Genomic DNA, 23873 nt, shown 5'->3' with positions numbered 1-23873 from the left:
GTATGGATAAATTCATTCTCATAGGCTCAACCATTGAAAACTACTACAGAAACACCCACACCTGTGTTTCGGAAGAGTTGATTGAGTCGATTCTCTACTCAATAGAAGCAGGAGGGAAACGCCTTCGTCCCCTCATCTTGCTGGAGGTTTTGGAGGGATTTGGCAAGACAGTGACAGAAGCCCACTATCAAATTGCTGCTGCTTTGGAAATGATTCACACGGGAAGTCTTATACATGATGATTTACCTGCCATGGACAACGATGATTACCGTCGAGGTCGGTTGACGAACCACAAACAGTTTGACGAAGCTACAGCTATTTTGGCGGGGGATAGCCTTTTTCTGGATGCCTTTGATTTGGTAGCCCGTGCCGACTTACCATCACCCATTATTGTTCAGTTAGTTCAGTTCCTAGCCACTTCCTCAGGCACATTTGGTATGGTTGGGGGACAGATGTTGGATATGAAAGGGGAGGGGCAGATGCTGGAGGCTACGGAACTCTTCAAGATTCATGAGAACAAAACTGGTCGTCTCCTGACTTATCCTTTCTATGCAGCTGGTATTATCGCAGAGCAGTCAGAATATGTCCAAGGGAGATTGTGGCAATTGGGCTCGCTGATTGGGTATGCATTTCAGATTCGGGATGATATTTTGGATGTGACAGCAAGTTTTGAAGAATTAGGGAAAACGCCTAATAAGGATCTTGTGGCTGAGAAAGCAACTTTTCCAGCTTTGTTGGGCTTAGATGAATCTAAGAGTCTTCTTGAGGAAGCCTTGGATAAGTCTATAAAAATTCTTGAGGAATTGACTCAGGATTATGATTTCAAGCCTGATAATATCATTAAGATTATAGAAAGTTTACGAATCAATGAGTAAAGAACGAGTAGATGTGCTAGCCTACAAGCAGGGCCTTTTTGAGACTAGGGAGCAGGCCAAGCGAGGCGTCATGGCGGGCCTGGTGGTCAATGTCATCAATGGCGAGCGCTATGACAAACCGGGCGAGAAAATCGATGAAGGGACCGAGCTCAAGCTCAAGGGTGAGAAATTAAAATATGTCAGCCGTGGTGGCCTCAAATTAGAGAAGGCCTTACAGGTCTTTGGAATTTCTGTTGAAGAGCAGACAACCATTGATATTGGTGCTTCCACAGGCGGCTTTACGGATGTCATGCTCCAGTCTGGCGCCAAGCTGGTTTACGCCGTGGACGTTGGGACCAATCAATTGGCTTGGAAACTTCGGCAAGATGAGCGTGTAATTTCCATGGAGCAGTACAATTTCCGCTATGCTGAATTGGTTGATTTTGACCAGGGACAGCCAAGTTTTGCCTCTATTGATGTCAGCTTTATTTCGCTCAGTCTGATCTTGCCAGCCCTGCATAATATTTTGGCAGACGGCGGTCAGGTCGTAGCCCTGGTCAAGCCTCAGTTTGAAGCGGGACGGGAGCAGATTGGTAAAAATGGTATCGTTAAAGACAAGCAGGTTCATGTCAAAGTTTTGCAGGACGTGACCAAGATGGTCGTGGAGACTGGCTTTACCGTTAAGGCGCTCAGCTTTTCTCCGGTTCAGGGCGGTCAGGGCAATATCGAATTTTTGGCTCATTTGGAAAAATCTGACCAGCCAGAAAATATGGTTGTGGGTCAGATTGGTGACTTGGTTGAGCAAGCACACGAGGAATTTAAGAAAGATGAATAAACGAGAACGCTTAGAAGTAATAAAAGATTTGGTGGTCCGCTATCCGATCGATACCCAGGAAGAGATTGTGGAACGCTTGGAGGCTATGGGGGTCCATGCAACCCAGGCGACGGTTTCCCGGGATATCAAGGAGTTGGGTATCATCAAGGTGCCAGCAGCTGACAAGGGTTATATTTACGGTCTGCCTAAGGTGGGCCTGGCAAAGGTCCGCTCGAAAAATATCCTTGATTTTTCACATTCAGGTAACATGGTCAATATCAAACTGGTGCCTGGAAGTGCCATTGTTATCAAACGGCAGATTGTGGAACAATTTGAGGACCAGCTGTTCACCATCATTGCGGACGACGATAGTATCTTTTTAATCTTGAAGGACCAGGAAAAACTGCTTCAGTTGGAGCGCATGGTTAAAGGGTGGTAAGGGATGTTACTAGAAGTTTCGATTAAGAATTTTGCCATTATCGAGCAGGTCTCTCTTAACTTTGAAAAGGGTATGACCATTCTCTCTGGTGAGACGGGAGCTGGGAAGTCTATCATTATCGACGCCATGAACCTTATGCTGGGGGCGCGGGCGACTACTGATGTCATTCGCCACGGGGCTGTCAAGGCGGAGATTGAGGGGCTTTTCTCTTTTGAACATAGCAGAGCCTTGGAGCAGATTTTGGAGGAGCAGGGGATTGAAGTGGCTGACGAGCTGATTATCCGTCGGGAAATCCTGCAAAATGGTCGGTCGGTCAGCCGGGTCAACGGTCAAATGGTCAACCTGTCTGTCCTCAAGCAAATTGGTCAGCACTTGGTCGACATTCACGGTCAACATGACCAGGAAGAATTGATGAAGTCCCAGCACCATATCCGTCTGTTGGATAGCTTTGGAGAAGAGGATTTTTGGATCCTCAAGGACAACTACCAAGCGACTTTTGATGCCTACCGTAGCCTCCGCAAGCGCGTGCTTGAAAAGCAGAAAAACGAGCAGGAACACAAGGCTCGTATCGAGATGTTGGAGTATCAGATTGCGGAGATTGAATCCGCTGACCTCCAGCTTGGTGAGGATGTCCAGCTCAATCAGGAGCGGGATAAGCTACTCAATCATAAGCAGATTGCAGATACGCTGACCAATGCCTACGCCCTCCTGGACAATGAGGATTTCTCCAGCGTCAACAATATCCGCTCAGCCATGGGGGATTTGCAGAGTTTGGAAGAATTCGACCCAGAATACAAGGCCCTATCGACCAGCCTGACCGAGGCCTACTATGTGGTGGAGGATGTGGCCAAGCGTTTGGGTGATGTGGTGGACAATTTGGAGTTTGACGGCAACCGTCTCATGCAGCTGGAAAGTCGCTTAGACCTGCTCAACACCATGACCAAGAAATATGGTGGTTCGGTCGACGATGTCCTCGATTATTTGGCAAAAATCACTGAAGAGTACAATCTTTTGACCGGTAACGACCTGTCTGGTGATGACCTGGAAGTCCAGCTCAAGACCTTGGAGAAAGACTTGGTTAACTTGGCTGGTCAATTGAGTCAGGCTCGCCATGAGTTGGCCCAGATTTTAGAAGAGGTTATTCGCCAGGAATTGCAGGACTTGTATATGGAGAAAGCCAAGTTCCAGGTTCGATTTACTAAGGGTAAATTCAGCAAGGAGGGCCATGAAACGGTGGAATTTTATATTTCTGCCAATCCTGGAGAGGATTTCAAACCCCTGGTCAAGGTGGCATCAGGGGGGGAATTGTCTCGCCTCATGTTGGCCATTAAATCAGCCTTTGCCCGCAAGGAAGGCAAGACATCCATTGTATTTGATGAGGTGGACACGGGTGTATCTGGTCGCGTAGCCCAGGCCATTGCCCAGAAAATTTACAAAATCGGTCAATACGGTCAGGTCTTGGCGATTTCGCACCTGCCACAGGTGATTGCGATTGCGGATTACCAGTTTTTTATTGAGAAAGTATCGGACGAGCATTCGACCGTTTCTCGTGTGCGTCTCTTGACGACGGATGAACGGGTGGAAGAGATTGCCAAGATGTTGGCTGGTGACACAGTGACGGAGGCAGCCAGAACGCAGGCCAGAGAATTGGTGATGAAAGGCTGATGAGGGAGTGGTCAAACCTTAGCTGATTTAACAGGCTGGGACCAGTTTGAGGCTGTTATGAAATGTAGAATACAGCATATAAATCCTTTACAGAAAAACGGAAAACTGCTAAAATATATGGAAATAATTACTCTATATATAAAGTAGGTAGCTAGCATGAAACAGTATCTAGGTCGGTTTGTAGGTGTTTTATTGGTCTTGAGTTTATTCCTTCCCTTTGCCTTTACTCCCAATCTGAAGACTTTTGAGATTGTCACGATTTCTGGATGGGCCTATTTCAGCGGTAGTCTCTTTGCTCTCCCTTGTCTGGCTCTTGTGCTTGCCTTCTGTTTTAAGTTGGTGCTGTTTTCCAAGACCGTCAACCTGTTACTCTTTGCTGGTGCTGGGCTCACGACACTATATTTTTATAGTTTGCCGCTACAGGCAGTTGGCAGCTCATTTCTGACTCGATTGGATGAATTTCCTGTTGGCTACTTTCTCTGTGGTGTCTTCTTGGTACTTGGGCTTGGATTCACCTTTAAAGAATTGCTTTCTCAGTAAGTGTGACATATCTTACTTTTTATCAATAATGCTTGAAAGCAGTATAGGGCTAGGTTTTAGTGGTCTAGCCTTTTTTCGTTTCTAGCGTTTTATTTTTGAGGTGATTTTTGCTATAATAGTAGACATATTTGTAGAGAATTGTAGGATGAAATATGTCAAGGATTAAAATTGTAACAGATTCAAGCACCACTATCGAGCCACACTTGGTGGAAGAGCTGGGAATTACGGTTGTTCCTCTTTCGGTGATGATTGATGGAGTGGTCTATTCGGATAGCGACCTGACAGAGGGTCAATTTTTGCAACTGATGCGCAATGCTAAGAGCTTGCCGAAGACCAGCCAACCTCCAGTGGGGGTCTTTGCAGAAACCTTTACTGATTTGGCCAAGGACGGTAGTCAAGTGATTGCCATCGTCTTATCTCACGCTCTTTCGGGCACCGTTGAGGCTGCTCGTCAAGGGGCAACCCTGTCCGGCGTTGATGTGACGGTTATTGATTCAAGTTTCACAGACCAGGCTGCTAAATTCCAGGTGGTTGAGGCTGCTCGTCTGGCTCAAGCTGGGGCTAGCAAGGAGGAAATCTTGGCGGCCATCGAGCAGGTGCGAGAAAAAACAGAATTGTATATTGGCGTATCAACGCTTGAAAATCTGGTTAAGGGTGGCCGTATTGGTCGCGTTCAAGGGCTCTTAAGCAGCTTGCTCAATATCCGTGTCATTATGACCATGAAAAATCATCAGCTAGAGCCAATTGTGAAGGGCCGGGGCAATAAGACCTTCAAGAAATGGTTGGATGAGTTTATTGGTCAATTAGCCGATAAAAAGGTGGCTGAAATCGGCATTTCCTATTCAGGCGCAGCAGATTTTGCCCAGCAGATGAAAGAACAGTTACAGCCCTACCTAGCCAAGGATATCGCTGTTCTAGAAACCGGCTCTATCATCCAAACCCACACTGGTGAAGATGCCTGGGCTATCTTAGTACGCTATGAATAATCGAAAAGTTTTTCATGGGCTCTTTTATTTCTTTCTGTGCTTGATATTGGCTGTCTTTCTGTTTGACCGACTGATTCCAAAGGCTGCATCAAGGGTAACTCCTTCAGAAATCAGTCAGTCAGACGAGCGCCCCATCCTACACTATATTGCGATTGGTGATTCATTGACGGAAGGTGTGGGGGATACCACGGGCCAAGGTGGCTTTGTTCCGCTTCTGGCTCAAGATTTGGCCAACCAGCTCTCAGTGGATGTTGTCGATTCCAATTATGGCATTGCAGGCAATACCAGCAACCAGATTTTAAAAAGGATGAAGTCTGATAAGAAATTACAGGCAGATTTGAAGCGGGCGGATTTGATGACCTTGACGGTTGGTGGAAATGATTTGCGAAAGGTGATTATGAACAATATCACCGATTTAAAAGTATCTTCTTTCAATAAGCCATCCAAGGATTATGCCAAAAGACTGAAAGAGATTATTGACTACGCCCACAAGCAAAATAAGGATTTACCTATTTACGTTGTTGGTATTTACAATCCTTTCTTTTTAAGTTTTCCAGAGATGACCGAAATGCAGACTATCGTGGATAATTGGAATGAAGTGACTGCCAAGACGCTTGAAGAGCAAGACAAGGTTTACTTTGTTCCCATCAATGAATTGCTTTACAAGGGATTGGAAGAAGAGGTGGGTGTCAGTTCCACTGATGCAGGGACTAGAAATAATCTACTCTACAACGAAGATAGTTTTCATCCCAATAATACGGGCTATGAAATTATGAAGAAAGCAATCGTGGAGAAAATACATGAAACCCAAAGAGAATGGTAAGATAAAGATTTGGAAATGGTTGTTTTTGGCACTTCTAGCTTGTAATGTCGGTGCCTATATTGTCCTTATCAATCGTGTGCAGGATAAGCGTGAGGACTTGACGGTTTTCGTAAAAAATAATCCTGACGATGTCAAAATAGGGACATTTACGACCACAAGAGAACAGCTAAATCAGACACTTGAAAACTATCTCAAAGAATATCAAACCAAAGATTTTGAATATTCCATTGCCCTGACCAGCCAACAGATTGTTTTTGAGGGCAGTTACAAGTTATTTGGTGTGGAAATTCCCCTCTATCTCTATTTCCAGCCAAGCAAGATGAAGGATGGAAGTATCATGTTGCAAATAATGGAAGTTTCAGCAGGCAGTCTATCTTTACCCAAAGCAGAGGTTCTAAATTATTTGAAGAAAAATTATAAATTTCCAGACTATGTCCATGTGGATACGGAGGCATCTAGAGTGCAAGTCCAGCTCCAGGAAATGGAGAATAAGCTAGGGATTTATGCCAAAATGAATACGCTTGATTTATATAACGACCAATTTATTATTGATATTTACAAAGCAGAAATAAAATAACACTTTAAGCTTGACCAAAAGCTTAAAATTGGGTAAGATATTAGAGTGAGTAGTCACTCAGAAAATAATTGGAGGATTTAGCAAAATGGCTAATAAACAAGATTTGATCGCAAAAGTTGCAGAAGCAACTTCATTGACTAAAAAAGATTCTGCAGCAGCAGTTGATGCGGTATTCGCAGCAGTAGCTGACTACCTTGCAGCTGGTGAGAAAGTTCAATTGATTGGCTTCGGTAACTTCGAAGTGCGTGAGCGTTCAGCACGTACAGGTCGCAACCCTCAAACAGGTGCAGAAATCAAAATCGCAGCTTCTAAGGTTCCTGCTTTCAAAGCTGGTAAAGCACTCAAAGATGCTGTAAAATAATTTAGCATCAAAAAGCCCGTCATATCAAGCTTTCTAGCTTGTTCGACGGGCTTTTTTCTTGTTTAAGGGGCATTTTTGGGGCAAAAAATCAGTATTTCAGAACGTCGACAAACTGTATTCTGGATAAATAAACTGAGTAGCTTTGCTAAGAAAAAACGAAAATGTAGTTTATTTTGCGAGCGGAGCGAGCCCTAAGCCAGGACTTTCCGCTGTGATGAAAATGTGAAACGTTGTCGTCTCAAGCATTCGGAGTATTTAAGACCTTAGGCTCAAATACTGGTATGGAATTCCGAAGGTAGCTCAAACAGTCTGGGGGACTGTTTGAGGAGTAAACCTAGAAACAAGAAAGTTAACTACCGTCCGACATCACCTCAGGAAAGTCTGAAAAGAGACTTTGTCTACAAACTCAGGATTTTTCCTTAACTTTTGACTTCTAATCACAAATAAAACAACCACCTGCTTCAGATGGTTGTCTTCTTTCTATCTCGAACGTTGTTTACCAGCGTTGCGGTTTTTCTTTTTAGATGCTTTTTCTTCGATGATAGCTGATGCAGATGGGGTCACATCTTTGACCTTTCCTGGTGCAGCTTTCAAGGGTTTGTTCTTAAATTCTTCCTCTACCTGCTTGCGAATGCGTGGCTTGAGGATGAAGTTGGTGATGGCTTGTTGGATAAGACTAATCAGACCACCGACTACCCAGTAAAGGGTTACACCAGCAGGAGAGCCAAATGAGAACAACACAATCATGAGCGGATTCATCAGTGCCATGGTTTTCATTTGCTTTTTCTGTTCTTCATCCATACCGACCTGCATGAGGAGGGATTGTCCATAGTAGAGTACACCTGCAATAGCTGTTAAAAGCAGGCTGGATTTGCCCAGGTCGATACCGAGGAAACTAGCCTCAGCAATACCTGGAGTGTGGCGAGCCGCAAAGTAGATAGCCGAGAAGAAAGGCATCTGAATCAGGAGTGGTAAACAACCCATGCCTCCCAACATACTCACACCGTACTGTTTTTGCGTAGCGAAGTATTCTTGTTGGGCAGCCAGCTGTTCTTCCTGAGAACTTGCATTCTTCATACGTTCCTGGATTGGACCAAGAATTGGCTTGAGGTAGTTCATCTTTTCAGACTGGATAGCTGCCTTATAAGATTGGTAAATACCTAGTGGAAGGATAATCAAGCGGACAATCAGGGTCACGATGATAATGGCCAAACCATAGCCCAGTGCCTGGTTCTCAGCAAAGTATTCGATGAGATAAGACATTGGTTGCCCCAGATAGTTCCAGATGAAACCGGTCGGATTACCACTTTTATCTGTCTGCACACAGCCCGACAAGAAGAGTAGAGTTGCCAGTGACAAGCCTGACAATTTGATGAATCGTTTATTTTTCAATTTCAAACTTCCTTTTTTACAATATAGTCTCTATTGTACTTGTTTTGGTCAAAATTCTCAAGTCTTTCACTTACCAGCCTTAAAAATCCTTCTCAAGCCCTATCCATGATTGACTTTAAAATCGGTCATATCCGGGAAATTGGCCAAATTCACATCCAGATAGTTGACCCTGGCCATACGAGAAGGTCCTTTTCGTATTTCATGGATAAAATGGCTGAGCTTGTCAGCTTGATCCGACTGGGCCAGGATGGTGACTGTTCCATCGTCATTGTTCCAGACACGGCCGTAGACGTCACCGATTTCCAGAGCCAGAGCCTGGACTGACCAACGAAAACCAACTCCCTGGACACGACCAGAGGCAATCATTTTGACCTTTCTCATGGGGTTCTCCTTTTTGACAAGTAACTTACTTTATTATATCATGGACAATAAGAAATAAAAAGGAGCAGCTATGGACATTATCCGCTCAAAGGCCAATAATCTGGTCAAGCAAATCAAGAAATTGCAGCAGAAAAAATACCGGACCTCCTCCTATCTGATAGAGGGCTGGCACCTGCTAGAAGAGGCTGGTGCTGCTGGTGAGACTTTCGAGCATATCTTGGTCTTGGAAGAATACGCAGAGCGGGTTGCTGGTTTGCCCAATGTTAGTCTAGTGACACCTGACATCATGCGGGATCTGGCCGATTCCAAGTCTCCCCAGGGTGTCCTTGCCCAGCTGGCCCTTCCTAGACAAGACTTGCCAACAAGTCTTACCGGCAAATTCCTGGTCTTGGAAGATGTCCAGGACCCAGGCAATGTGGGCACCATGATTCGGACAGCAGACGCGGCTGGTTTTGACGGTATTTTTTTGACGGACAAGTCGGCTGATATTTACAATATTAAAGTTCTGCGGTCCATGCAGGGAAGTCATTTTCATCTGCCGATCTATCGTCTGCCTGTGGAGGAGCTTGTCAGATACCTACAGGCTCAAGGGTTGCCAATCTTAGCAACGACCCTGTCAAGCCAGTCGGTGGACTATAAGGACTTCCAACCTGGTCCTAGCTTTGCTATGGTTATGGGCAATGAAGGTCAAGGAATTTCAGCCTACATGGAGGAAGTGGCGGACCAGCTGGTCCACATCAGCATGCCGGGTCAGGCGGAAAGTCTTAATGTGGCCATAGCGGCCGGTATTCTTATGTTTAGTTTTATTTAAGGCTATCTTGGTAGATTATGCTATAATAGTCCTAGGAGGTCAAGATTTGACAGCTTACAAAAAAGATAAAGAGTATATGCGCTATGTGGGCCATCTGATTGCGACGCCCAAGGTGCAAAAATTGGGTACTATTCCCCACCATTACCATTCGACACGGCTGGAACATTCCATCAATGTGTCCTACACCAGCTATAAAATTGCCAAAAAATTTGGCTGGGATTCCAAATCGACAGCTAGAGGCGGTCTCTTGCATGATTTGTTTTTCTATGACTGGCGGGATACCAAATTTCAGAAGAGCCATGCCTGGGTCCACCCAAGGATTGCCAAGCGCAATGCCCAGAAATTGACCAAGCTCAATAAGGTCGAAGAGGATATTATCGTCAAACACATGTTCGGTGCCACCATTGCCCCTCCCCGCTACAAGGAATCTTGGATTGTCACCTGCGTGGACAAGTATTGGGCGGTTCGCGAATGGAGTCTGCCTTTGCAGTACAAGTGGAAGCATCGCAAAATTCTACGTTTTCAATAAATAAAGGAGTTTTCTATGAATAATGATTCAGTAGTTATCAACCAGGTGGACAATACCGCCCTCAACCGTTTCTTTGGTAGAGTTTACGGCGTTGTCGCTATGGGAATTGGCTTGTCGGCCTTGGTGTCGTTTTTGACAGTGACAGTTTTCAGAGACGCTTTATTCGCTCTCATGCGTGGCGGTTCCATGCTCATAATGATTATCATGATTGCCCAGATTGCCCTGGTCTTTGCGGCCTCAGCTATGGCGGCTAAAAATAGTCCGCTGGCTCTGCCTATGTTTTTGGGCTATTCAGTGACAAATGGTTTCACCCTGAGTGTCGTGCTGTTGGCCTATACAGGTGAAACAGTGGCCCTGGCCTTTGTATCAACTGCCCTCATGTTTGCGGTCATGGCTATTATCGGGATGACCACCAAGAAAAATCTGTCCGGCATGGCCCAGGCTCTTCGAGCAGCTCTCTGGGGAGTGATTATTGCCAGTGTTGTCAATATCTTTCTACGTAGCTCAGGTATCAGCTTCGCTATGTCTATCATCTCTGTCTTGATTTTCTCAGGTTTGATTGCCTATGATAATCAGCGCATCCGCACTGTTTTCGAGCAAACAGGCGGAAATGTCGGTCAAGGCTGGGTCGTTTCTATGGCCCTGCAGCTCTATCTTGACTTTATTAACTTGTTCCTGAACTTGCTCCGCATTTTCGGTAACTTAAATCGAGATTAAGACTTCCCACTCTCCGAGTGGGTTTTTCATTTTCTGAAAATGCCTTTCTATGCTATAATGGTTAGAAAATTGAGGAGAATGAGTTATGACCAAAATACCATTTATTGATAAGGAAACCCTTGCGACGATTACAGACCAATTTCCAACGCCTTTTCACTTGTACGATGAGAAGGGGATTCGTGAAAAAGCGCGTGCGCTCAATGCTGCCTTTGCTTGGAACCCAGGCTTTAAGGAATATTTTGCTGTTAAGGCGACACCGACACCAGCTATCTTGAAAATTTTGCAAGAAGAGGGCTGCGGTGTGGATTGTGCGACGGATGTGGAAGTGCTGATGAGTGCCAAAATGGGCTTTACGGACATTATGTTTACTTCCAATGATACCCAGGCGCAAGAATTTGTCTATGCACGCGAAGTTGGAGCGACCATTAACTTGGACGCCTATGAGCATATCGAGTTTTTGAAAAATGTAGCCGGTATTCCTGAGACAGTCTGCCTACGTTATAATCCGGGTGGCATCTTCTCGCTTGGTACAGACATCATGGACCATCCAGAAGAGTCCAAATTTGGCATGACCAAGGCCCAGCTCATGCAGGGTTACAAGGACTTGAAAGAATTGGGCGTTAAGGAATTTGGTATCCATGCCTTCTTGGCCTCCAACACTGTGACCAATGACTACTATCCAGAATTGGCGCGCCAGCTCTTCGAATTGGCCCTGGAAATCCGTGAGGAGACAGGTGTCACACTTGATTTTATCAACCTTTCAGGTGGTATTGGGGTCAATTACCGTCCAGACCAGGAGCCAAATGATATTGCCGTGATTGGCGAGGGTGTTCGCAAGGTTTACGAAGAAATTCTTACGCCTGCTGGCATGGGACATGTGAAAATCTTTACGGAGCTAGGACGCTTTATGCTGGCGCCACATGGGCATCTGATTACCAAGGTTCTCCACCGCAAGGAAACCTATCGGACTTATGTTGGTGTGGATGCCTCAGCAGCCAACCTAATGCGTCCAGCCTTCTATGGTGCCTACCACCATATCACCAATATCAGTCGACCAGACGCTCCGATTGAAGTAGTGGATGTGGCGGGCTCTCTCTGCGAAAACAACGATAAATTCGCAGTCAATCGTGAATTGCCACGCGCAGAAGTGGGGGACACCCTGGTCATCTATGATACGGGTGCTCACGGTTTCTCCATGGGCTATAACTACAACGGACGCCTGCGTTCAGCGGAGATTCTCTTGGAGGAAAATGGCGGAGCGCGTATGATTCGACGGGCTGAAACGCCAGAAGACTACTTTGCGACCTTGTACGGTTTCGAATTTGACAGGTAAGTCTTGGAAAAACAGTCTTAATTTGGTATAATAGTGTCAGTTGAGACAGGTTCTCGCTAAGTAGAAATGTATAAAGAAAAGTCAGGAGATTGACACATTATGTTAGTAAACATTGGAATTGTAATTTTATTGGTTGTCTTAGCACTTGCTGGTGGGGTTGCTCTCGGTATTTACCTATCACGCAAACAGGTTGAAAAAATGATTGCGGACAAGCCTATTTTGGATGAAAATGCTCTTCGTTTGATGATGAGCCAAATGGGTCAAAAACCAAGCGAGGCTAAGGTTCAGCAGGTATTGCGCCAAATCAAGAGCCAACAAAAAGTAGCAACTAACAAGAAAAAATAAGCAAGCACTGGGGCTGGGGATTCATTCCCAAGTCCTTTTGTTTGGAGAAAGTCCTAGGAAACTATATGGATAATCGACCAATCGGATTTTTAGATTCAGGTGTGGGTGGTCTGACGGTGGTTCGTGAACTCATGCGTCAACTACCCCACGAAGAAGTCGTCTATATCGGAGATTCGGCCAGGGCCCCTTACGGCCCAAGGCCAGCTCAACAAATCAGAGAGTATACCTGGCAGCTGGTCAATTTTCTCTTGACCAAGAATGTTAAAATGATTGTTTTCGCCTGCAATACAGCGACGGCTGTTGCCTGGGAAGAGGTTAAGGAAAAGTTGGATATTCCAGTTTTAGGTGTGATTTTGCCAGGGGCATCGGCTGCTATCAAGGCGACCCAGTCTGGCAAGGTGGGAGTGTTGGGCACAGCTATGACTATCCAGTCAGATATTTACCGGGAAAAAATTCAGGCCCTGTCGCCGGGAACTCAGGTTGAAAGCTTGGCATGCCCACGCTTTGTCCCTCTGGTGGAGTCCAATAGCCACCAGTCTAGCCTGGCCAAGAAGGTGGTCTACGAAACCCTCAAGCCCCTTATGGGGAGGGTGGATACCCTGGTGCTGGGCTGCACCCACTATCCCCTCCTGCGGGCTATCATTCAAAATGCCATGGGGCAGGATGTAAAACTGATTGACTCTGGGGCAGAAACAGCGCGGGATATCTCCGTTTTGCTCAATTATTTCCAGCTCAATCGCAGTCGGACGGAGGCCAATCTTCAACATCGATTTTATACAACAGCCAGCCCAGAGGCTTTTAAGGATATCGCAGAAAGCTGGTTGGGCATTGATATTCAAGTGGAGCATGTAGAACTATGACAGAAAAGATTTACGAATACAGGGACGAGCAGAATTGGTTTATTGGCAAGGCGAGCTTTGCCAATCTATTTGGGAGCTTTGGTGAGACTGGAAGAGAGCAGGAAATATATCAATTGGGGCATGCTTTCGATCAACTTATTGCCTCGAAATATGAAGATGACTACAACCAGTGCGTCCAGATTGAGATTATTCGATTGCATTCGGATTTCAAACTCATCCAGTTTGCTCTCGATGTCTTAAATGACCTCAATAACCGCCAATTCAAGGCTATCCAGCACCAGGGAGCTGTGCTGGTGACCGAAGGCGAAAAACTGCACCTGGTTTACTTGCCCAAGGAAGGGGTGTCCACAGAGGCTTTCTTTGGTCAGGAGCAAGGCTTGGCCGGTCTTGGAGACAGCATTCTGATTGCTACTAAAAATGAAGGCAAGACCAAGGAATTTCGTAAGTTCTTTGAGAAATTGGGCTATCAGGTCGAGAATCTCAACAACTATCCTGACCTGCCAGATTTGGCTGAGACGGGGACCACTTTTGAGGAGAATGCCCGGATCAAGGCGGAAACCATTGCAGAGCTGACAGGCAAGATGGTCCTGGCAGATGATTCGGGTCTCAAGGTAGATGTCCTCGGAGGTTTACCAGGAGTTTGGTCAGCTCGTTTTTCAGGTCCAGAGGCGACAGACAGCCGTAACAATGCCAAGTTGCTCCACGAATTAGCCATGGTTTTTGAGACCAAGGACCGCTCGGCCCAGTTCCATTGCACCTTGGTCATGGCAGCACCGGGTCGGGAAAGCCTGGTGGTTGAGGCAGATTGGGCAGGCTATATTGGCACAGAACCCAAGGGAGAAAATGGCTTTGGCTACGATCCGCTCTTTTTGGTCGGTGAGACTGGCAAGACGTCGGCTGAACTTAGTATAGAAGAGAAGAATAAGATTTCCCACCGGGCGCAAGCCTTAGAAAAATTGTTGGAGGCATTTCCAGTATGGCAGGAGCAAGCAAGACAATCCTAGTCATGAGTGATTCTCATGGAGACCGTAAGATTGTAGAGGAAATTAAGAACCGTTACCTTGGCAAGGTTGATGCAATCTTTCACAATGGAGATTCGGAGCTAGACAGCCAAGACCAGCTTTGGGAGGGAATGTACGTTGTCAATGGCAACTGTGACTACTTTGGTGGCTATCCAGATAGGCTGATTACCCAGTTGGAGGATGTGACCATTGCCCAGACCCACGGCCATCTATATGGCATAAATTATGGCTGGCAGCGGTTGGATTATTGGGCCCAAGAAGTGGAGGCGGATATCTGTCTCTACGGGCATCTCCATGTGCCCGATGCAGAGCTGCGGGGCAAGACCCTCTTTCTCAATCCTGGATCAGTCAGTCAGCCACGGGGCTTGGTCAGAGAGTGCCTCTATGCCCTGGTGACCATTACAGATAGTCACTTCCATGTTGAACATTACAATCGTCAGCACCAGATTTATCAGCCACTAACAAAGGACATTCCACGATGATTGCACGCGAATTTGAAGCATTTTTGCTGGCTCAAGAAGAGACTTTTTTGACTCCAGCTAATAAGCTGGCGGTCATTATTGATAGCCATAATATCGACCATGCCAAGCTCCTGCTCAGCCACATGTCCTATTCACGGGTACCTGTTGTGACCGAAGAAGGACAGTTTTTCGGCACCATTGGCCTGACGGAAATCAATCGTTACCAGGCTGAAAATGGCTTGAGCGATGATGAGCTTAATAGCGATATTTCCCTGATTGCAAAGACGGATGAGGAGACAGTTGGTCAAGATTACGACTTGACAGAAGTCATGCGAAAATTGGTAGACCAGTCCTTCCTTCCTGTCCTGGGTGAAAATGGGGAGTTCAAGGGGATTATTACTCGGAAATCCATTCTCAAGGCCATCAATGCCCTGCTCCACAACTTTCCCCTGCCGTCTAAAGAGGCAAAAAAATGAAAGATTGGATTGCAGCATTTATCAGGAGCAAGTCCATAAGCAGCAACAGTCAAAAGTCCTACACCTATGACCTACAGCAATTCATGGAGGTGACCCAGGGCCAGGTCAACCAGCAGACGATCTTAACCTACCAGCAGACGCTCTTGACTCTGAAGCCTGCTGCCCAGAAGCGCAAGTTGTCAGCAGTCAATCAGTTCCTCTATTTTCTCTACGAGGAGGGGCAGCTGGAGCGATTTTATAAGCTCAAGGCCCTGACCAGCCTTGCCTCTATCAAGCAGCGACCACAGGTGGAAGATTTGTCCCCCTTATGGATGGAGACAGCCTTTCTTGATGGGCAGACCATTGCTCTTTTGATTGGCTTTTTAGGGCTGACGCCTAGTGAAATAGCAGAGCTGACTGTGGATGACCTCAACCTAGATTTTCAGGTGTTGACTGTCCAGAAGGGTCAGACCAAGCGGGTCCTGGATATTCCTAAAGAAATCCTGCCCTACCTAGAAAATCGCTTGACCGGTGTCTATCTTTTTGACAAAAAAGGGCAACCCTATTCCCGCCAGTGGTTCTTTAATCGCTTGACTGAATTTGTTAGCTCCATTGGTCGGTCAGATTGGACCGCCCAGAAATTGAGAGAACAGTATATTCTGGGGCAAATCAAGCAAGGCAAGTCTCTGGACCAGCTGGTCAAACAATTGGGCTTGAAATCAAGCATGAGTTTGGAAAAATACAAGTAATGGATATTAAACTAAAAGATTTTGAAGGACCTCTGGACCTCTTGCTCCACCTGGTGTCCAAGTACCAGATGGACATCTACCAGGTGCCGATTACAGAGGTCATTGAGCAGTATCTAACCTATATTGCCACCTTGCAGGCCATGCGGCTGGAAGTGGCAGGTGAATACATGCTCATGGCCAGTCAGTTGGTGGTCATCAAGAGTCGGAGGCTCCTGCCCAAGGTAGTGGAGCAGACAGACCCAGAAGATGACCCAGAGCTGGAGCTCTTGGACCAATTGGAAGAGTACCGCAAATTCAAACTTCTCAGCGAGAAGCTGGGGGAGCAGCATGATGAGCGGGCCAAGAGTTTCTCCAAGCCCAAGGAAGAGCTGGTCTACGAAGATGTGCAACTAGTCCAGGACAAGACTGTTGTCGATTTGTTCCTGGCTTTTTCCAAAGTCATGGCTGAAAAGCAGGCCAGCCTGCGCCAATCGCATACGACCATTGCCAGAGATGAGTACAAGATTGAGGACATGATGGACCTGGTCCGTAGTCACTTTAAGGCTGGTTCGCGTCTGGAGTTGCGCCAGCTCTTTAAGGATAGTCAGGATATCAATGAGGTTATCACCATTTTCCTGGCCACTTTGGAGTTGGTCAAGGTCCATGAGATTAGCTTTGAACAAACGGAGGCTTTTGGGGACATTTACCTAGTAAGGAGGGAGCATGAGCCGATTAGCTGAAATAGAAGTCCTGCTATTTGTGGCAGGTGAGGAAGGCCTGACCTTGCGTAATCTAGCGGAGATGCTGGACATGCAGCCGACCGCCCTCATCCAGCAGTTGGAGAAATTATCTGAAAAGTACATGGCGGATAAGGATTCTGGTCTGGCACTCTTGGAATCATCCAACCGCTACAAGCTGGTAACCAAGAAGGAATTTGCCGAGCTCTTGCGGATTTATGCCAAGACACCGATAAACCAGACCATGTCCCGGGCCCTCTTGGAAACCCTGTCTATTGTTGCTTACAAGCAGCCCATTACACGGATAGAGGTGGATGACATACGTGGGGTCAATTCCAGCGGTGCTATTAGTAAGCTCCAGGCTTTTGATTTGATTCGGGAAAATGGCAAGAAGGAGGTGTTGGGCCGGCCAAATCTCTATGTGACCACTGATTATTTTTTGGACTACATGGGGATTAACAGCCTGGACCAATTGCCGGATGTATCAGATTTGGACCTGAAAGATGAGGAAACAGAGCTTTTCCTAGAAAGAAATGAGTTAGAAGATGAGAATTAACAAATATATTGCCCACGCAGGCATTGCCAGCCGACGCAAGGCTGAGGAATTGATCAAGCAGGGACTGGTGACTGTCAATGGTCAGGTGGTGCGTGAATTAGGAACTGTCATCAAGTCTGGTGACAGGGTTGAGGTAGAAGGCCAGCCTATTTACAATGAAGAGAAGGTCTATTACCTGCTCAATAAGCCTCGTGGAGTGATTTCCAGCGTATCGGACGACAAGGGTAGAAAGACGGTCGTAGACCTTTTGCCTACGGTCAAGGAACGGATTTATCCAGTGGGTCGTCTGGACTGGGATACATCAGGTGTCCTGATTTTGACCAACGATGGAGATTTCACAGACGAGATGATTCACCCGCGCAATGAGATTGATAAGGTCTATCTGGCGCGTGTCAAGGGGGTTGCCAATAAGGACGTTCTTCGTCCCTTGACCCGTGGAGTGGTCATTGACGGTAAGAAAACCAAGCCAGCTGTCTATGAGATTATCGAGGTGGACCCTGTCAAGAACCGTTCGGTGGTCGAATTGACTATCCATGAGGGGCGCAATCACCAGGTTAAGAAGATGTTTGAAGCGGTTGGTCTACAGGTGGACAAGCTGTCTCGGACTCGTTTTGGTAATCTAGACTTGACAGGTCTGCGTCCAGGTGAGTACCGTAAGCTCAATAAGAAGGACATCAGCAAGCTCCATACCATGGCTGTTACCAAGCCAGCTAAGAAGAAATGACCAGGCTCATCATCGGCCTGGTCCGGCTGTACCAACGATTTATCTCGCCCCTCTTTCCACCGTCTTGCCGTTATCGACCTACCTGCTCGGCCTATATGATTGTGGCCTTGCAGAAGCACGGCTCAAAGGGATTCTTGATGGGCCTGGCCCGTATTGGGCGCTGTCATCCCTTTGTGGAAGGTGGTGAAGATCCAGTACCTGACCATTTTAGCCTGAGAAGAAATAAAGTATGAAAAGGTGTAAAAAAATGGCGAAAAATGGTGATTTTTGGGAATAAATCCTTGACAGAGGCATCAACTGAGCGGTATAATAGTAACACGATTTCATTGATTTAACTCAAACCTGTTGTGAGTTAAGTGAATGAATCATCATTCACCATGCTGTTTGCTGAGCTTGACTCCGGGCAGTGTGGCATTTTTTTTACTTGAAATGAGATGAAAGATAATGAATATCGAAGAATTGCACTACAAAGAAGAAACAGCTAAAAACCATGTCGTTCTGTTTGAGCCACAAATTCCCCAGAATACGGGCAATATCGCCCGGACCTGTGCTGCGACCAACAGTCCTCTACACATTATAAAGCCCATGGGCTTCCCTATTGATGATAGCAAGATGAAACGAGCTGGTCTTGATTACTGGGACAAGCTGGACGTCCGTTTTTATGAAAATTTAGATGAATTTATGACCTACGCCAGCCAGCATGGCCAGGTACATCTGGTGTCAAAATTCGCTGATAAGACCTATTCCAACCAGTCCTATCAGGAGGGAATCCATTATTTTCTTTTTGGACGTGAGGACAAGGGCCTGCCAGAAGAATTCATGCGCCAGCATCCAGAAAAGGCTATCCGCATTCCCATGAACGATGAGCATGTCCGTAGCCTCAATGTATCCAATACAGTCTGCATGATTGTCTATGAAGCCCTGCGTCAGCAGGAATTTGCAGGCCTTGACCTGGTCCATACCTATGAAGGGGACAAACTCAAATAATGTGACATCATTACCAAAGTCTTGCAGAAGCAAGGCTTTTTTGGTATCATTAAATAGTCTTCAGGGCAGGGTGAAATTCCCGACCGGCAGTGATTTTATTAAGATAGTTTCTCTATTTTGAAAATTTTTCTTTGGGGGCGGCAGCAGGAGCGACCGACGGTCGCAAGTCCGACGCTTGTCGCCGTGGTGAAAGTCATCCTATTTTTGAATAGGATGACAGGGGATTTTCGAGACCTTAGGCTCGAAAATAAGTCATGAGACCGAAGGTTTGCTGACGTCCCCACCACCTTAGATAAGTGTCAAACAAGAAATTATCTAGTAAATAAGTCTGCGAGCGCAAGTTGATGTGGTGCAATTCCACAACCGACAGTACAGTCTGGATGGGAGAAGACGAAGTAGTTGGCCTCGGCCTGCTCTTTTGGCCTTCTTCAATTTTCAAAAATTGGAGGAACCTTTATGACAAACACACGCAAAATGACGATCATCGCCATTCTCTCAGCAGTATCTTTTCTGCTCATGTACTTGAAATTTCCGCTGATTCCAACAGCTAATTTCCTGGAAGTGGACTTTTCAATCGTACCCATTCTCTTTGGTCTCTTGATGCTGGATCTGAAATCAAGCTTTGCGATTCTTTTCATCCGGACCTTGCTCAAGTTGATTTTGAACAACCAAGGTGCATCGACCATTATTGGTCTGCCAATGAATATTGCAGCTATGTCAGTCTTCATTCTAGCTGTGGCCTATATTTGGAAAAAAGACCAGACAGTGAAAAATTATGTGAAAACAGCAGCTGTGGCAACTATTGCATCGACCTTGGTCATGCTGGTCATGAACTATGTTTATGCTGTGCCAGTCTATGCGACCTTTGCAGGCTTCGATATCAAACAAATTCTAGGACTTGGCAACTATCTCTTTGCCATGGTCCTTCCCTTCAACCTCTTGCAGGGAATCGTTCTGTCGCTGGCTTTCTATGTATGTTACAAGTCAGCTCAGCCAATTTTAAAGAAAGTTTAACCATTCTATGGTAAACTAAATACATGAAAAATAAACAAACACATTTACGAAACGCATCTTTTTTGGCCCTGGCCTTTGTTATTCTAGGCTATACGGTCAAATTTTATCCAGAGGTAGTCGCAGGCTTTGACACGACAATTCAGACACTTGTCCGTGGCAATCTACCTAGCACTGCCAGCCAGTTTTGGACCTCGATTACTGTTCTTGGAAATACAGTGATTATTCTGACTATTTCCTTGCTCCTTGTAGCTTTCTTCTATTTCTATAAAAAGTGGAAGATGGAGGCTTACTTGATTCTTGCTAGTTTTGCGGTTATGGGGGTGGCATCAACAGCCCTGAAATATGTCTACCAACGGCCGCGCCCTAGTATTGAATGGTTAATCGATACGATTGGTTATTCCTATCCTAGCTGGCACACGGCCTCGACCATGATGATTGCAGGAGCGGTGGTTATCATTATCCAGCAACGAATGAAGAAGGGAGCACTAAAGCTCTTGCTTCAAGCTGGTCTGCTCATTTTAGCGGCTCTAGTTGCGATTTCAAGGATTTACATCGGCGTTCATTTTCCAACAGACATTATCGGTGGTTGGCTGTTAGCAGGCTTTCTGCTGTCAGTCCTCTATCCTTTCTATGATCAAAAACGCTTCGAATGGCGTTTTCAGAGTAAACAAAAATAATAAGCGAGGCTCCTGCCTCGCTTATTTGCTTTCAACAATGGTCTTATTTATTCTTAATCGGTCCGTTTTCTGCTTCTTTTAGAGCTTCTTGAACCGTTTGGGCAAAGAGTTGTCCACCTTCATTGATGGTGCTTGGTTCGCTACCAAAATGAATATTATCTGTGCCGGCCCAAATCTGAGGATTTTGCTTGGCAACGGCATTCCAATCAGCCACGGTGATAAAGTCATAATCCTTGGCTAATTGACGAATGTAACGCGCATGTTTTTCAGCTATTGGGTCATCGTACGTAGCAGAGTTACCATCGTAGGGGGTCACTAGAATCAAGCGGTAACCATTCGGCAGGATATCAACCATTTTCTTCAGCTCTTCCTGGTAATTGGTGACCACATTGGCACCGGTTGCTACCACAACATTTTTCAAGAGTGTTCCATTGTCAATATTGGTCTGCAGGATTTCGTTAGCCTGGATGGTATTCCGGCTCTTCTCCGCATCAATCATAGCATCAGGCAGGGCTGCTTGTAGGTGCTCGCTTGCTCGAAGTGTCACAGAATCCCCGATAATGGTCACTCCGTCTGTGATATCAAAACGGCTGGCTTTTCCCTTTTCGGCAAAGTTTTTGGTCTGTGTCATGCGGGTATCTGCCTGCTTGAGGCTTTCCACCATAAGCGAATGGTCTAAATCACCGAGTTTTGGAACAAACAAACTAATGCCCAAGGTAAGCAAGCTGAGAACACCGAACGTTATAGTCAACCATTTGGTATAGGGAACTAAATCAATTTCCAGACCAAAGAGTTTTCCCGTCCTGCCTGCAATGTAAGGCTCTAGCACATAGTAGGATAGGCTAGCCATCAGCAGTGTCACAAGCAAGGTCAGTCCAAGGGTCAGAAGGTGGTTGGAAATCAGTTGATTGAAGATAATGTAAAGGGGCCAGTGGAAAAGATAGATACCGTAGGAAATATCCGCCAGAAACTGGATAGCTGCCGGCTCCTTCACGTTTGCTGTCTTTTCGTGTAAGATTCTAGCCGCAAGAATCATGGCACAGGTTGCCAGACTTGAGAGGAAGAAACCGAAAAGATAGGTGAAAATAGAATCAAACCGTAGGAAGAAGAGGAGGAGGGCTTCTAAGCCCAGACCACCTGAGAAAACCAATAGGGTCTTCCGTAAATCCCATTGTTGCACCATTTTCTGGAAACCGGTAGTAGTGTGCTTGATGCCTACGATGGTCGCAAGCAGGCTACCCAGAAAGAAGGGGAAGGAGTGAGCTAGGGTAGAGAAGTAAATCCTAGAATAGCTTGTGACAAAGAAGCTAGAAATAAACATTCCAAAGAAGCTAAGGACAAATAGGAGGCCTGAACTGAGGAAAATAGTTCCTCTAAGTTGTCCTACAGACCTGGCTTGCCGCGTTATCCACCAGAGGGCTAGCCCCCAGATGATGTAGAATTGGACTTCAATTGCAAGGGTCCAGGTGTGAACAAAGAGATGGGGGGTAAATTGATTTTCGTATCCACCACCGGCCAAAATTTCATAGATGTTGGTCATAAAGCCCAGAGCAGCTGTGATTTGCCGTCCGATATTGGCTGTAAAATCATTACGAATTAGGAGAGCTAGGGGTGTGACGGTCAGAACCAGCAGGACCAAAGGTGGGAAAATACGGTACAAGCGCCGTTTTAGAAAGGCCTTGAAATCGAACTCCTTGTCGGCATGAAATTGGTCAATAATCAGGGCAGTCGTCAGATAGCCGGATAGGGTGAAGAAGAGGTCAACTCCGACAAAGCCTCCAGAGAAGTATTTGATGTAAAAATGATAGAGCAGGACCATTACCAGTCCTAGCACTCGAATTGTTGAAAACCATTTAATCCTCATGTTGATAAATCCCCTGCTTAAACGTTCCTTCGTAGACTGATTTTGCCTTGGTTGTTAGCTTACCTTTTCCATCAGCCAGGCCATTGACAAATCGTCCTGAATAGCTCCAACCATCCTTTGAAGTGAAGGTTCCCTGACCATTGAAACTGCCATTTTTAAACTGTCCTTCATAGGTATCTCCATTTTCAAAGGTCAGCTTGCCCTTACCGTCCATTTTATTGGCCAAGACGGTGCCGCTATACTTGATTTTACCGTCATCTAGGGTCAAGGTTCGTTGGCTGGGAATGCGTCCGATAAAGACGGAAATCAGGCAGATCAGGATAAATAGGAGTGTCAACCGTTCGATATTTTGCCTTGTGAGGAAGGCCTTCCAATCTTCTGGAAGCGAATAATGCATGCTTTTCATGTCTTGTCCCTTACTAGAATAGATTCGCCTACTATTTTACCATTTTTTCTCATATATTACAAAAATGTTACGTAATTCCTCTGCTTATTTTAGCCGTTCCAACCAATCCTTGCAGCCCTGGCTGACCATTTGATAGGTTTCCTCGAAATCCCCTGTGTACCAGGGGTCGGGAACGGATCTATCGGCAAATTGGTAGATTTTATCTTGGGCAGAAGGAGGAGCCATCTTTTTTAAGTCACGGACATTATTGCTGTCCATGCCGATGATATAGTCAAATTCCTCAAAATCCGCTGCTGAAATCTGCTGAGATGTCTTGCTACTACTGTAGGGAATCTGGTATTTTTTGAAAATCTTCTGGGTTCCCGGATAGATAGGATTGCCGTGTTCCCAACCTGATGTGGCACGGCTTTCGATGTGGTAGTCGTCGGTCAAGTCTTTCATGATAAATTCAGCCATGGGACTGCGACAGATATTTCCAAGACAGACAAATGCAATTTTTTTCATGATTTTCCTTTCACTTCACAAGAAAAGGCAACCGAAGTTACCTTAGCATGTTTATTTTTCGTCCTTGTCAAAGGCGTTTTTGATACCGTTGACAGCACCTTCGAGGCCGTCTTTAGCATCTTCTACAAAGCCCTTGGCATCTTCGACCAACTCTTTAGCTTTGCCGAGCCCTTTTTCAACAAGACCTTCCGCTTCAAGCTCTTTATTACCTGTCAATTTGCCCAAGCCCTCTTTGACAGAACCAGTCAATTGATCTAATTTAGCACCGAATTTTTCTTCTGACATATGAACCTCCAATAGATGTTATAGGG

General features: G+C 45.9%; 32 protein-coding genes. 26 read left to right on the top strand and 6 right to left on the bottom strand.

Translation table 11 applies throughout. The annotated features are described in order from the left end of the window. The first annotated feature begins 2 nt into the window (after positions 1-2). The 9 genes from AB1F57_RS10190 (at position 3) to AB1F57_RS10150 (ending at position 7059) form a co-directional block, all read left to right on the top strand. Positions 3-875 carry a polyprenyl synthetase family protein gene (locus AB1F57_RS10190; protein ID WP_167786313.1) on the top strand — a complete coding sequence of 291 codons (873 nt, stop codon included), beginning with the start codon at positions 3-5 and terminating at the stop codon, positions 873-875. Beyond that, positions 868-1689, top strand: coding sequence for a TlyA family RNA methyltransferase (locus AB1F57_RS10185; protein ID WP_170239390.1), 822 nt, complete (start codon positions 868-870; stop codon positions 1687-1689). The genes AB1F57_RS10190 and AB1F57_RS10185 overlap by 8 nt, the downstream gene beginning before the upstream one ends. Next, the gene (locus tag AB1F57_RS10180) at positions 1682-2107 is read left to right on the top strand and encodes an arginine repressor (RefSeq protein WP_170239389.1); all 426 of its coding nucleotides are present in this window, start codon (positions 1682-1684) and stop codon (positions 2105-2107) included. Before AB1F57_RS10185 ends, AB1F57_RS10180 begins: the two co-directional genes overlap by 8 nt. Positions 2108-2110: 3 nt before the next feature. After that, positions 2111-3772 (top strand): DNA repair protein RecN, encoded by a 1662-nt coding sequence (gene recN, locus AB1F57_RS10175; protein WP_170239388.1) that lies wholly within the window; start codon positions 2111-2113, stop codon positions 3770-3772. Positions 3773-3928: 156 nt separating this feature from the next. Beyond that, entirely contained in the window at positions 3929-4312 is a 384-nt protein-coding gene (locus AB1F57_RS10170) for a hypothetical protein (protein WP_105136840.1), read from the top strand. Positions 4313-4464: 152 nt separating this feature from the next. Continuing rightward, the gene (locus AB1F57_RS10165) at positions 4465-5298 is read left to right on the top strand and encodes a DegV family protein (RefSeq protein ID WP_105136841.1); all 834 of its coding nucleotides are present in this window, start codon (positions 4465-4467) and stop codon (positions 5296-5298) included. Further along, positions 5291-6121, top strand: coding sequence for an SGNH/GDSL hydrolase family protein (locus AB1F57_RS10160; protein ID WP_167786315.1), 831 nt, complete (start codon positions 5291-5293; stop codon positions 6119-6121). The genes AB1F57_RS10165 and AB1F57_RS10160 overlap by 8 nt, the downstream gene beginning before the upstream one ends. Next, positions 6099-6698, top strand: coding sequence for a YpmS family protein (locus tag AB1F57_RS10155; RefSeq protein ID WP_105136843.1), 600 nt, complete (start codon positions 6099-6101; stop codon positions 6696-6698). The genes AB1F57_RS10160 and AB1F57_RS10155 overlap by 23 nt, the downstream gene beginning before the upstream one ends. A gap of 85 nt (positions 6699-6783) precedes the next feature. Beyond that, positions 6784-7059 carry an HU family DNA-binding protein gene (locus AB1F57_RS10150; protein ID WP_105106668.1) on the top strand — a complete coding sequence of 92 codons (276 nt, stop codon included), beginning with the start codon at positions 6784-6786 and terminating at the stop codon, positions 7057-7059. Positions 7060-7539: 480 nt separating this feature from the next. Here AB1F57_RS10150 and yidC read toward each other — a convergent pair whose 3' ends face one another. Next, complete coding sequence (gene yidC, locus AB1F57_RS10145) at positions 7540-8451, bottom strand: membrane protein insertase YidC (RefSeq protein WP_105136844.1); 912 nt, start codon at positions 8449-8451, stop codon at positions 7540-7542. 99 nt (positions 8452-8550) lie between these two features. After that, positions 8551-8832 (bottom strand): acylphosphatase, encoded by a 282-nt coding sequence (locus tag AB1F57_RS10140; RefSeq protein WP_105111918.1) that lies wholly within the window; start codon positions 8830-8832, stop codon positions 8551-8553. A 70-nt stretch (positions 8833-8902) separates the two neighbouring features. Here AB1F57_RS10140 and AB1F57_RS10135 point away from each other — a divergent pair, with 70 nt between their 5' ends. The 17 genes from AB1F57_RS10135 (at position 8903) to AB1F57_RS10055 (ending at position 20788) form a co-directional block, all read left to right on the top strand. Continuing rightward, entirely contained in the window at positions 8903-9643 is a 741-nt protein-coding gene (locus tag AB1F57_RS10135) for a TrmH family RNA methyltransferase (protein ID WP_367985704.1), read from the top strand. 46 nt (positions 9644-9689) lie between these two features. Beyond that, positions 9690-10172, top strand: a complete 483-nt coding sequence (locus AB1F57_RS10130) for an HD domain-containing protein (RefSeq protein ID WP_105136847.1) — start codon at positions 9690-9692, stop codon at positions 10170-10172. A 15-nt stretch (positions 10173-10187) separates the two neighbouring features. Beyond that, positions 10188-10889: a Bax inhibitor-1/YccA family protein gene (locus AB1F57_RS10125; RefSeq protein WP_170238870.1), complete on the top strand. Its 702-nt coding sequence runs from the start codon at positions 10188-10190 to the stop codon at positions 10887-10889. Positions 10890-10974: 85 nt separating this feature from the next. Continuing rightward, entirely contained in the window at positions 10975-12222 is a 1248-nt protein-coding gene (locus AB1F57_RS10120; RefSeq protein ID WP_170238869.1) for a diaminopimelate decarboxylase, read from the top strand. 99 nt (positions 12223-12321) lie between these two features. After that, entirely contained in the window at positions 12322-12567 is a 246-nt protein-coding gene (locus AB1F57_RS10115; protein ID WP_105136850.1) for a YneF family protein, read from the top strand. A gap of 65 nt (positions 12568-12632) precedes the next feature. Continuing rightward, on the top strand, positions 12633-13427 hold the full coding sequence (gene racE, locus AB1F57_RS10110) for a glutamate racemase (RefSeq protein WP_105136851.1): 795 nt from the start codon (positions 12633-12635) through the stop codon (positions 13425-13427). Beyond that, positions 13424-14431 (top strand): nucleoside-triphosphate diphosphatase, encoded by a 1008-nt coding sequence (locus AB1F57_RS10105; protein ID WP_367985703.1) that lies wholly within the window; start codon positions 13424-13426, stop codon positions 14429-14431. The genes racE and AB1F57_RS10105 overlap by 4 nt, the downstream gene beginning before the upstream one ends. Beyond that, entirely contained in the window at positions 14404-14931 is a 528-nt protein-coding gene (locus AB1F57_RS10100) for a metallophosphoesterase (protein ID WP_105136853.1), read from the top strand. The genes AB1F57_RS10105 and AB1F57_RS10100 overlap by 28 nt, the downstream gene beginning before the upstream one ends. Further along, positions 14928-15386, top strand: coding sequence for a cyclic-di-AMP-binding protein CbpB (gene cbpB / locus AB1F57_RS10095; RefSeq protein ID WP_105111926.1), 459 nt, complete (start codon positions 14928-14930; stop codon positions 15384-15386). Before AB1F57_RS10100 ends, cbpB begins: the two co-directional genes overlap by 4 nt. Then, complete coding sequence (gene xerD / locus AB1F57_RS10090) at positions 15383-16114, top strand: site-specific tyrosine recombinase XerD (protein ID WP_167786319.1); 732 nt, start codon at positions 15383-15385, stop codon at positions 16112-16114. Before cbpB ends, xerD begins: the two co-directional genes overlap by 4 nt. Continuing rightward, positions 16114-16833 carry a segregation/condensation protein A gene (locus AB1F57_RS10085; RefSeq protein WP_105160616.1) on the top strand — a complete coding sequence of 240 codons (720 nt, stop codon included), beginning with the start codon at positions 16114-16116 and terminating at the stop codon, positions 16831-16833. Before xerD ends, AB1F57_RS10085 begins: the two co-directional genes overlap by 1 nt. Next, entirely contained in the window at positions 16817-17386 is a 570-nt protein-coding gene (gene scpB / locus AB1F57_RS10080) for an SMC-Scp complex subunit ScpB (RefSeq protein WP_105111929.1), read from the top strand. Before AB1F57_RS10085 ends, scpB begins: the two co-directional genes overlap by 17 nt. Further along, on the top strand, positions 17376-18110 hold the full coding sequence (locus AB1F57_RS10075; RefSeq protein WP_105111930.1) for a pseudouridine synthase: 735 nt from the start codon (positions 17376-17378) through the stop codon (positions 18108-18110). The genes scpB and AB1F57_RS10075 overlap by 11 nt, the downstream gene beginning before the upstream one ends. Then, on the top strand, positions 18107-18343 hold the full coding sequence (yidD, locus tag AB1F57_RS10070; protein ID WP_105111931.1) for a membrane protein insertion efficiency factor YidD: 237 nt from the start codon (positions 18107-18109) through the stop codon (positions 18341-18343). Before AB1F57_RS10075 ends, yidD begins: the two co-directional genes overlap by 4 nt. A gap of 211 nt (positions 18344-18554) precedes the next feature. Further along, a complete protein-coding gene (locus AB1F57_RS10065; RefSeq protein WP_105111932.1) occupies positions 18555-19097 on the top strand; it encodes a tRNA (cytidine(34)-2'-O)-methyltransferase in 543 nt (180 codons plus the stop codon). A gap of 456 nt (positions 19098-19553) precedes the next feature. After that, entirely contained in the window at positions 19554-20111 is a 558-nt protein-coding gene (locus AB1F57_RS10060) for an ECF transporter S component (RefSeq protein WP_105136859.1), read from the top strand. Positions 20112-20134: 23 nt separating this feature from the next. After that, the gene (locus tag AB1F57_RS10055) at positions 20135-20788 is read left to right on the top strand and encodes a phosphatase PAP2 family protein (protein WP_105136860.1); all 654 of its coding nucleotides are present in this window, start codon (positions 20135-20137) and stop codon (positions 20786-20788) included. 43 nt (positions 20789-20831) lie between these two features. Here the strand turns inward: AB1F57_RS10055 and AB1F57_RS10050 are convergent, their stop codons facing one another. The 4 genes from AB1F57_RS10050 to AB1F57_RS10035 all read right to left on the bottom strand — a co-directional run bounded on the left by AB1F57_RS10050 (position 20832) and on the right by AB1F57_RS10035 (position 23847). Continuing rightward, positions 20832-22652, bottom strand: coding sequence for an acyltransferase family protein (locus AB1F57_RS10050; RefSeq protein ID WP_367985702.1), 1821 nt, complete (start codon positions 22650-22652; stop codon positions 20832-20834). Then, positions 22642-23058 carry a hypothetical protein gene (locus AB1F57_RS10045; protein WP_105136862.1) on the bottom strand — a complete coding sequence of 139 codons (417 nt, stop codon included), beginning with the start codon at positions 23056-23058 and terminating at the stop codon, positions 22642-22644. The genes AB1F57_RS10050 and AB1F57_RS10045 overlap by 11 nt, the downstream gene beginning before the upstream one ends. Before the next feature lie 84 nt (positions 23059-23142). Further along, on the bottom strand, positions 23143-23562 hold the full coding sequence (locus AB1F57_RS10040) for a low molecular weight protein-tyrosine-phosphatase (protein WP_167786390.1): 420 nt from the start codon (positions 23560-23562) through the stop codon (positions 23143-23145). Between the two features lie 51 nt (positions 23563-23613). Beyond that, the gene (locus tag AB1F57_RS10035) at positions 23614-23847 is read right to left on the bottom strand and encodes a CsbD family protein (RefSeq protein WP_167786389.1); all 234 of its coding nucleotides are present in this window, start codon (positions 23845-23847) and stop codon (positions 23614-23616) included. Between the last annotated feature and the right edge of the window lie 26 nt (positions 23848-23873).

The organism is Streptococcus nasisuis (assembly GCF_040836615.1).
In the GTDB taxonomy this organism is placed as follows: Bacteria; Bacillota; Bacilli; order Lactobacillales; family Streptococcaceae; genus Streptococcus; species Streptococcus suis_V.
This window is presented reverse-complemented; position numbering and strand designations above follow the sequence as displayed.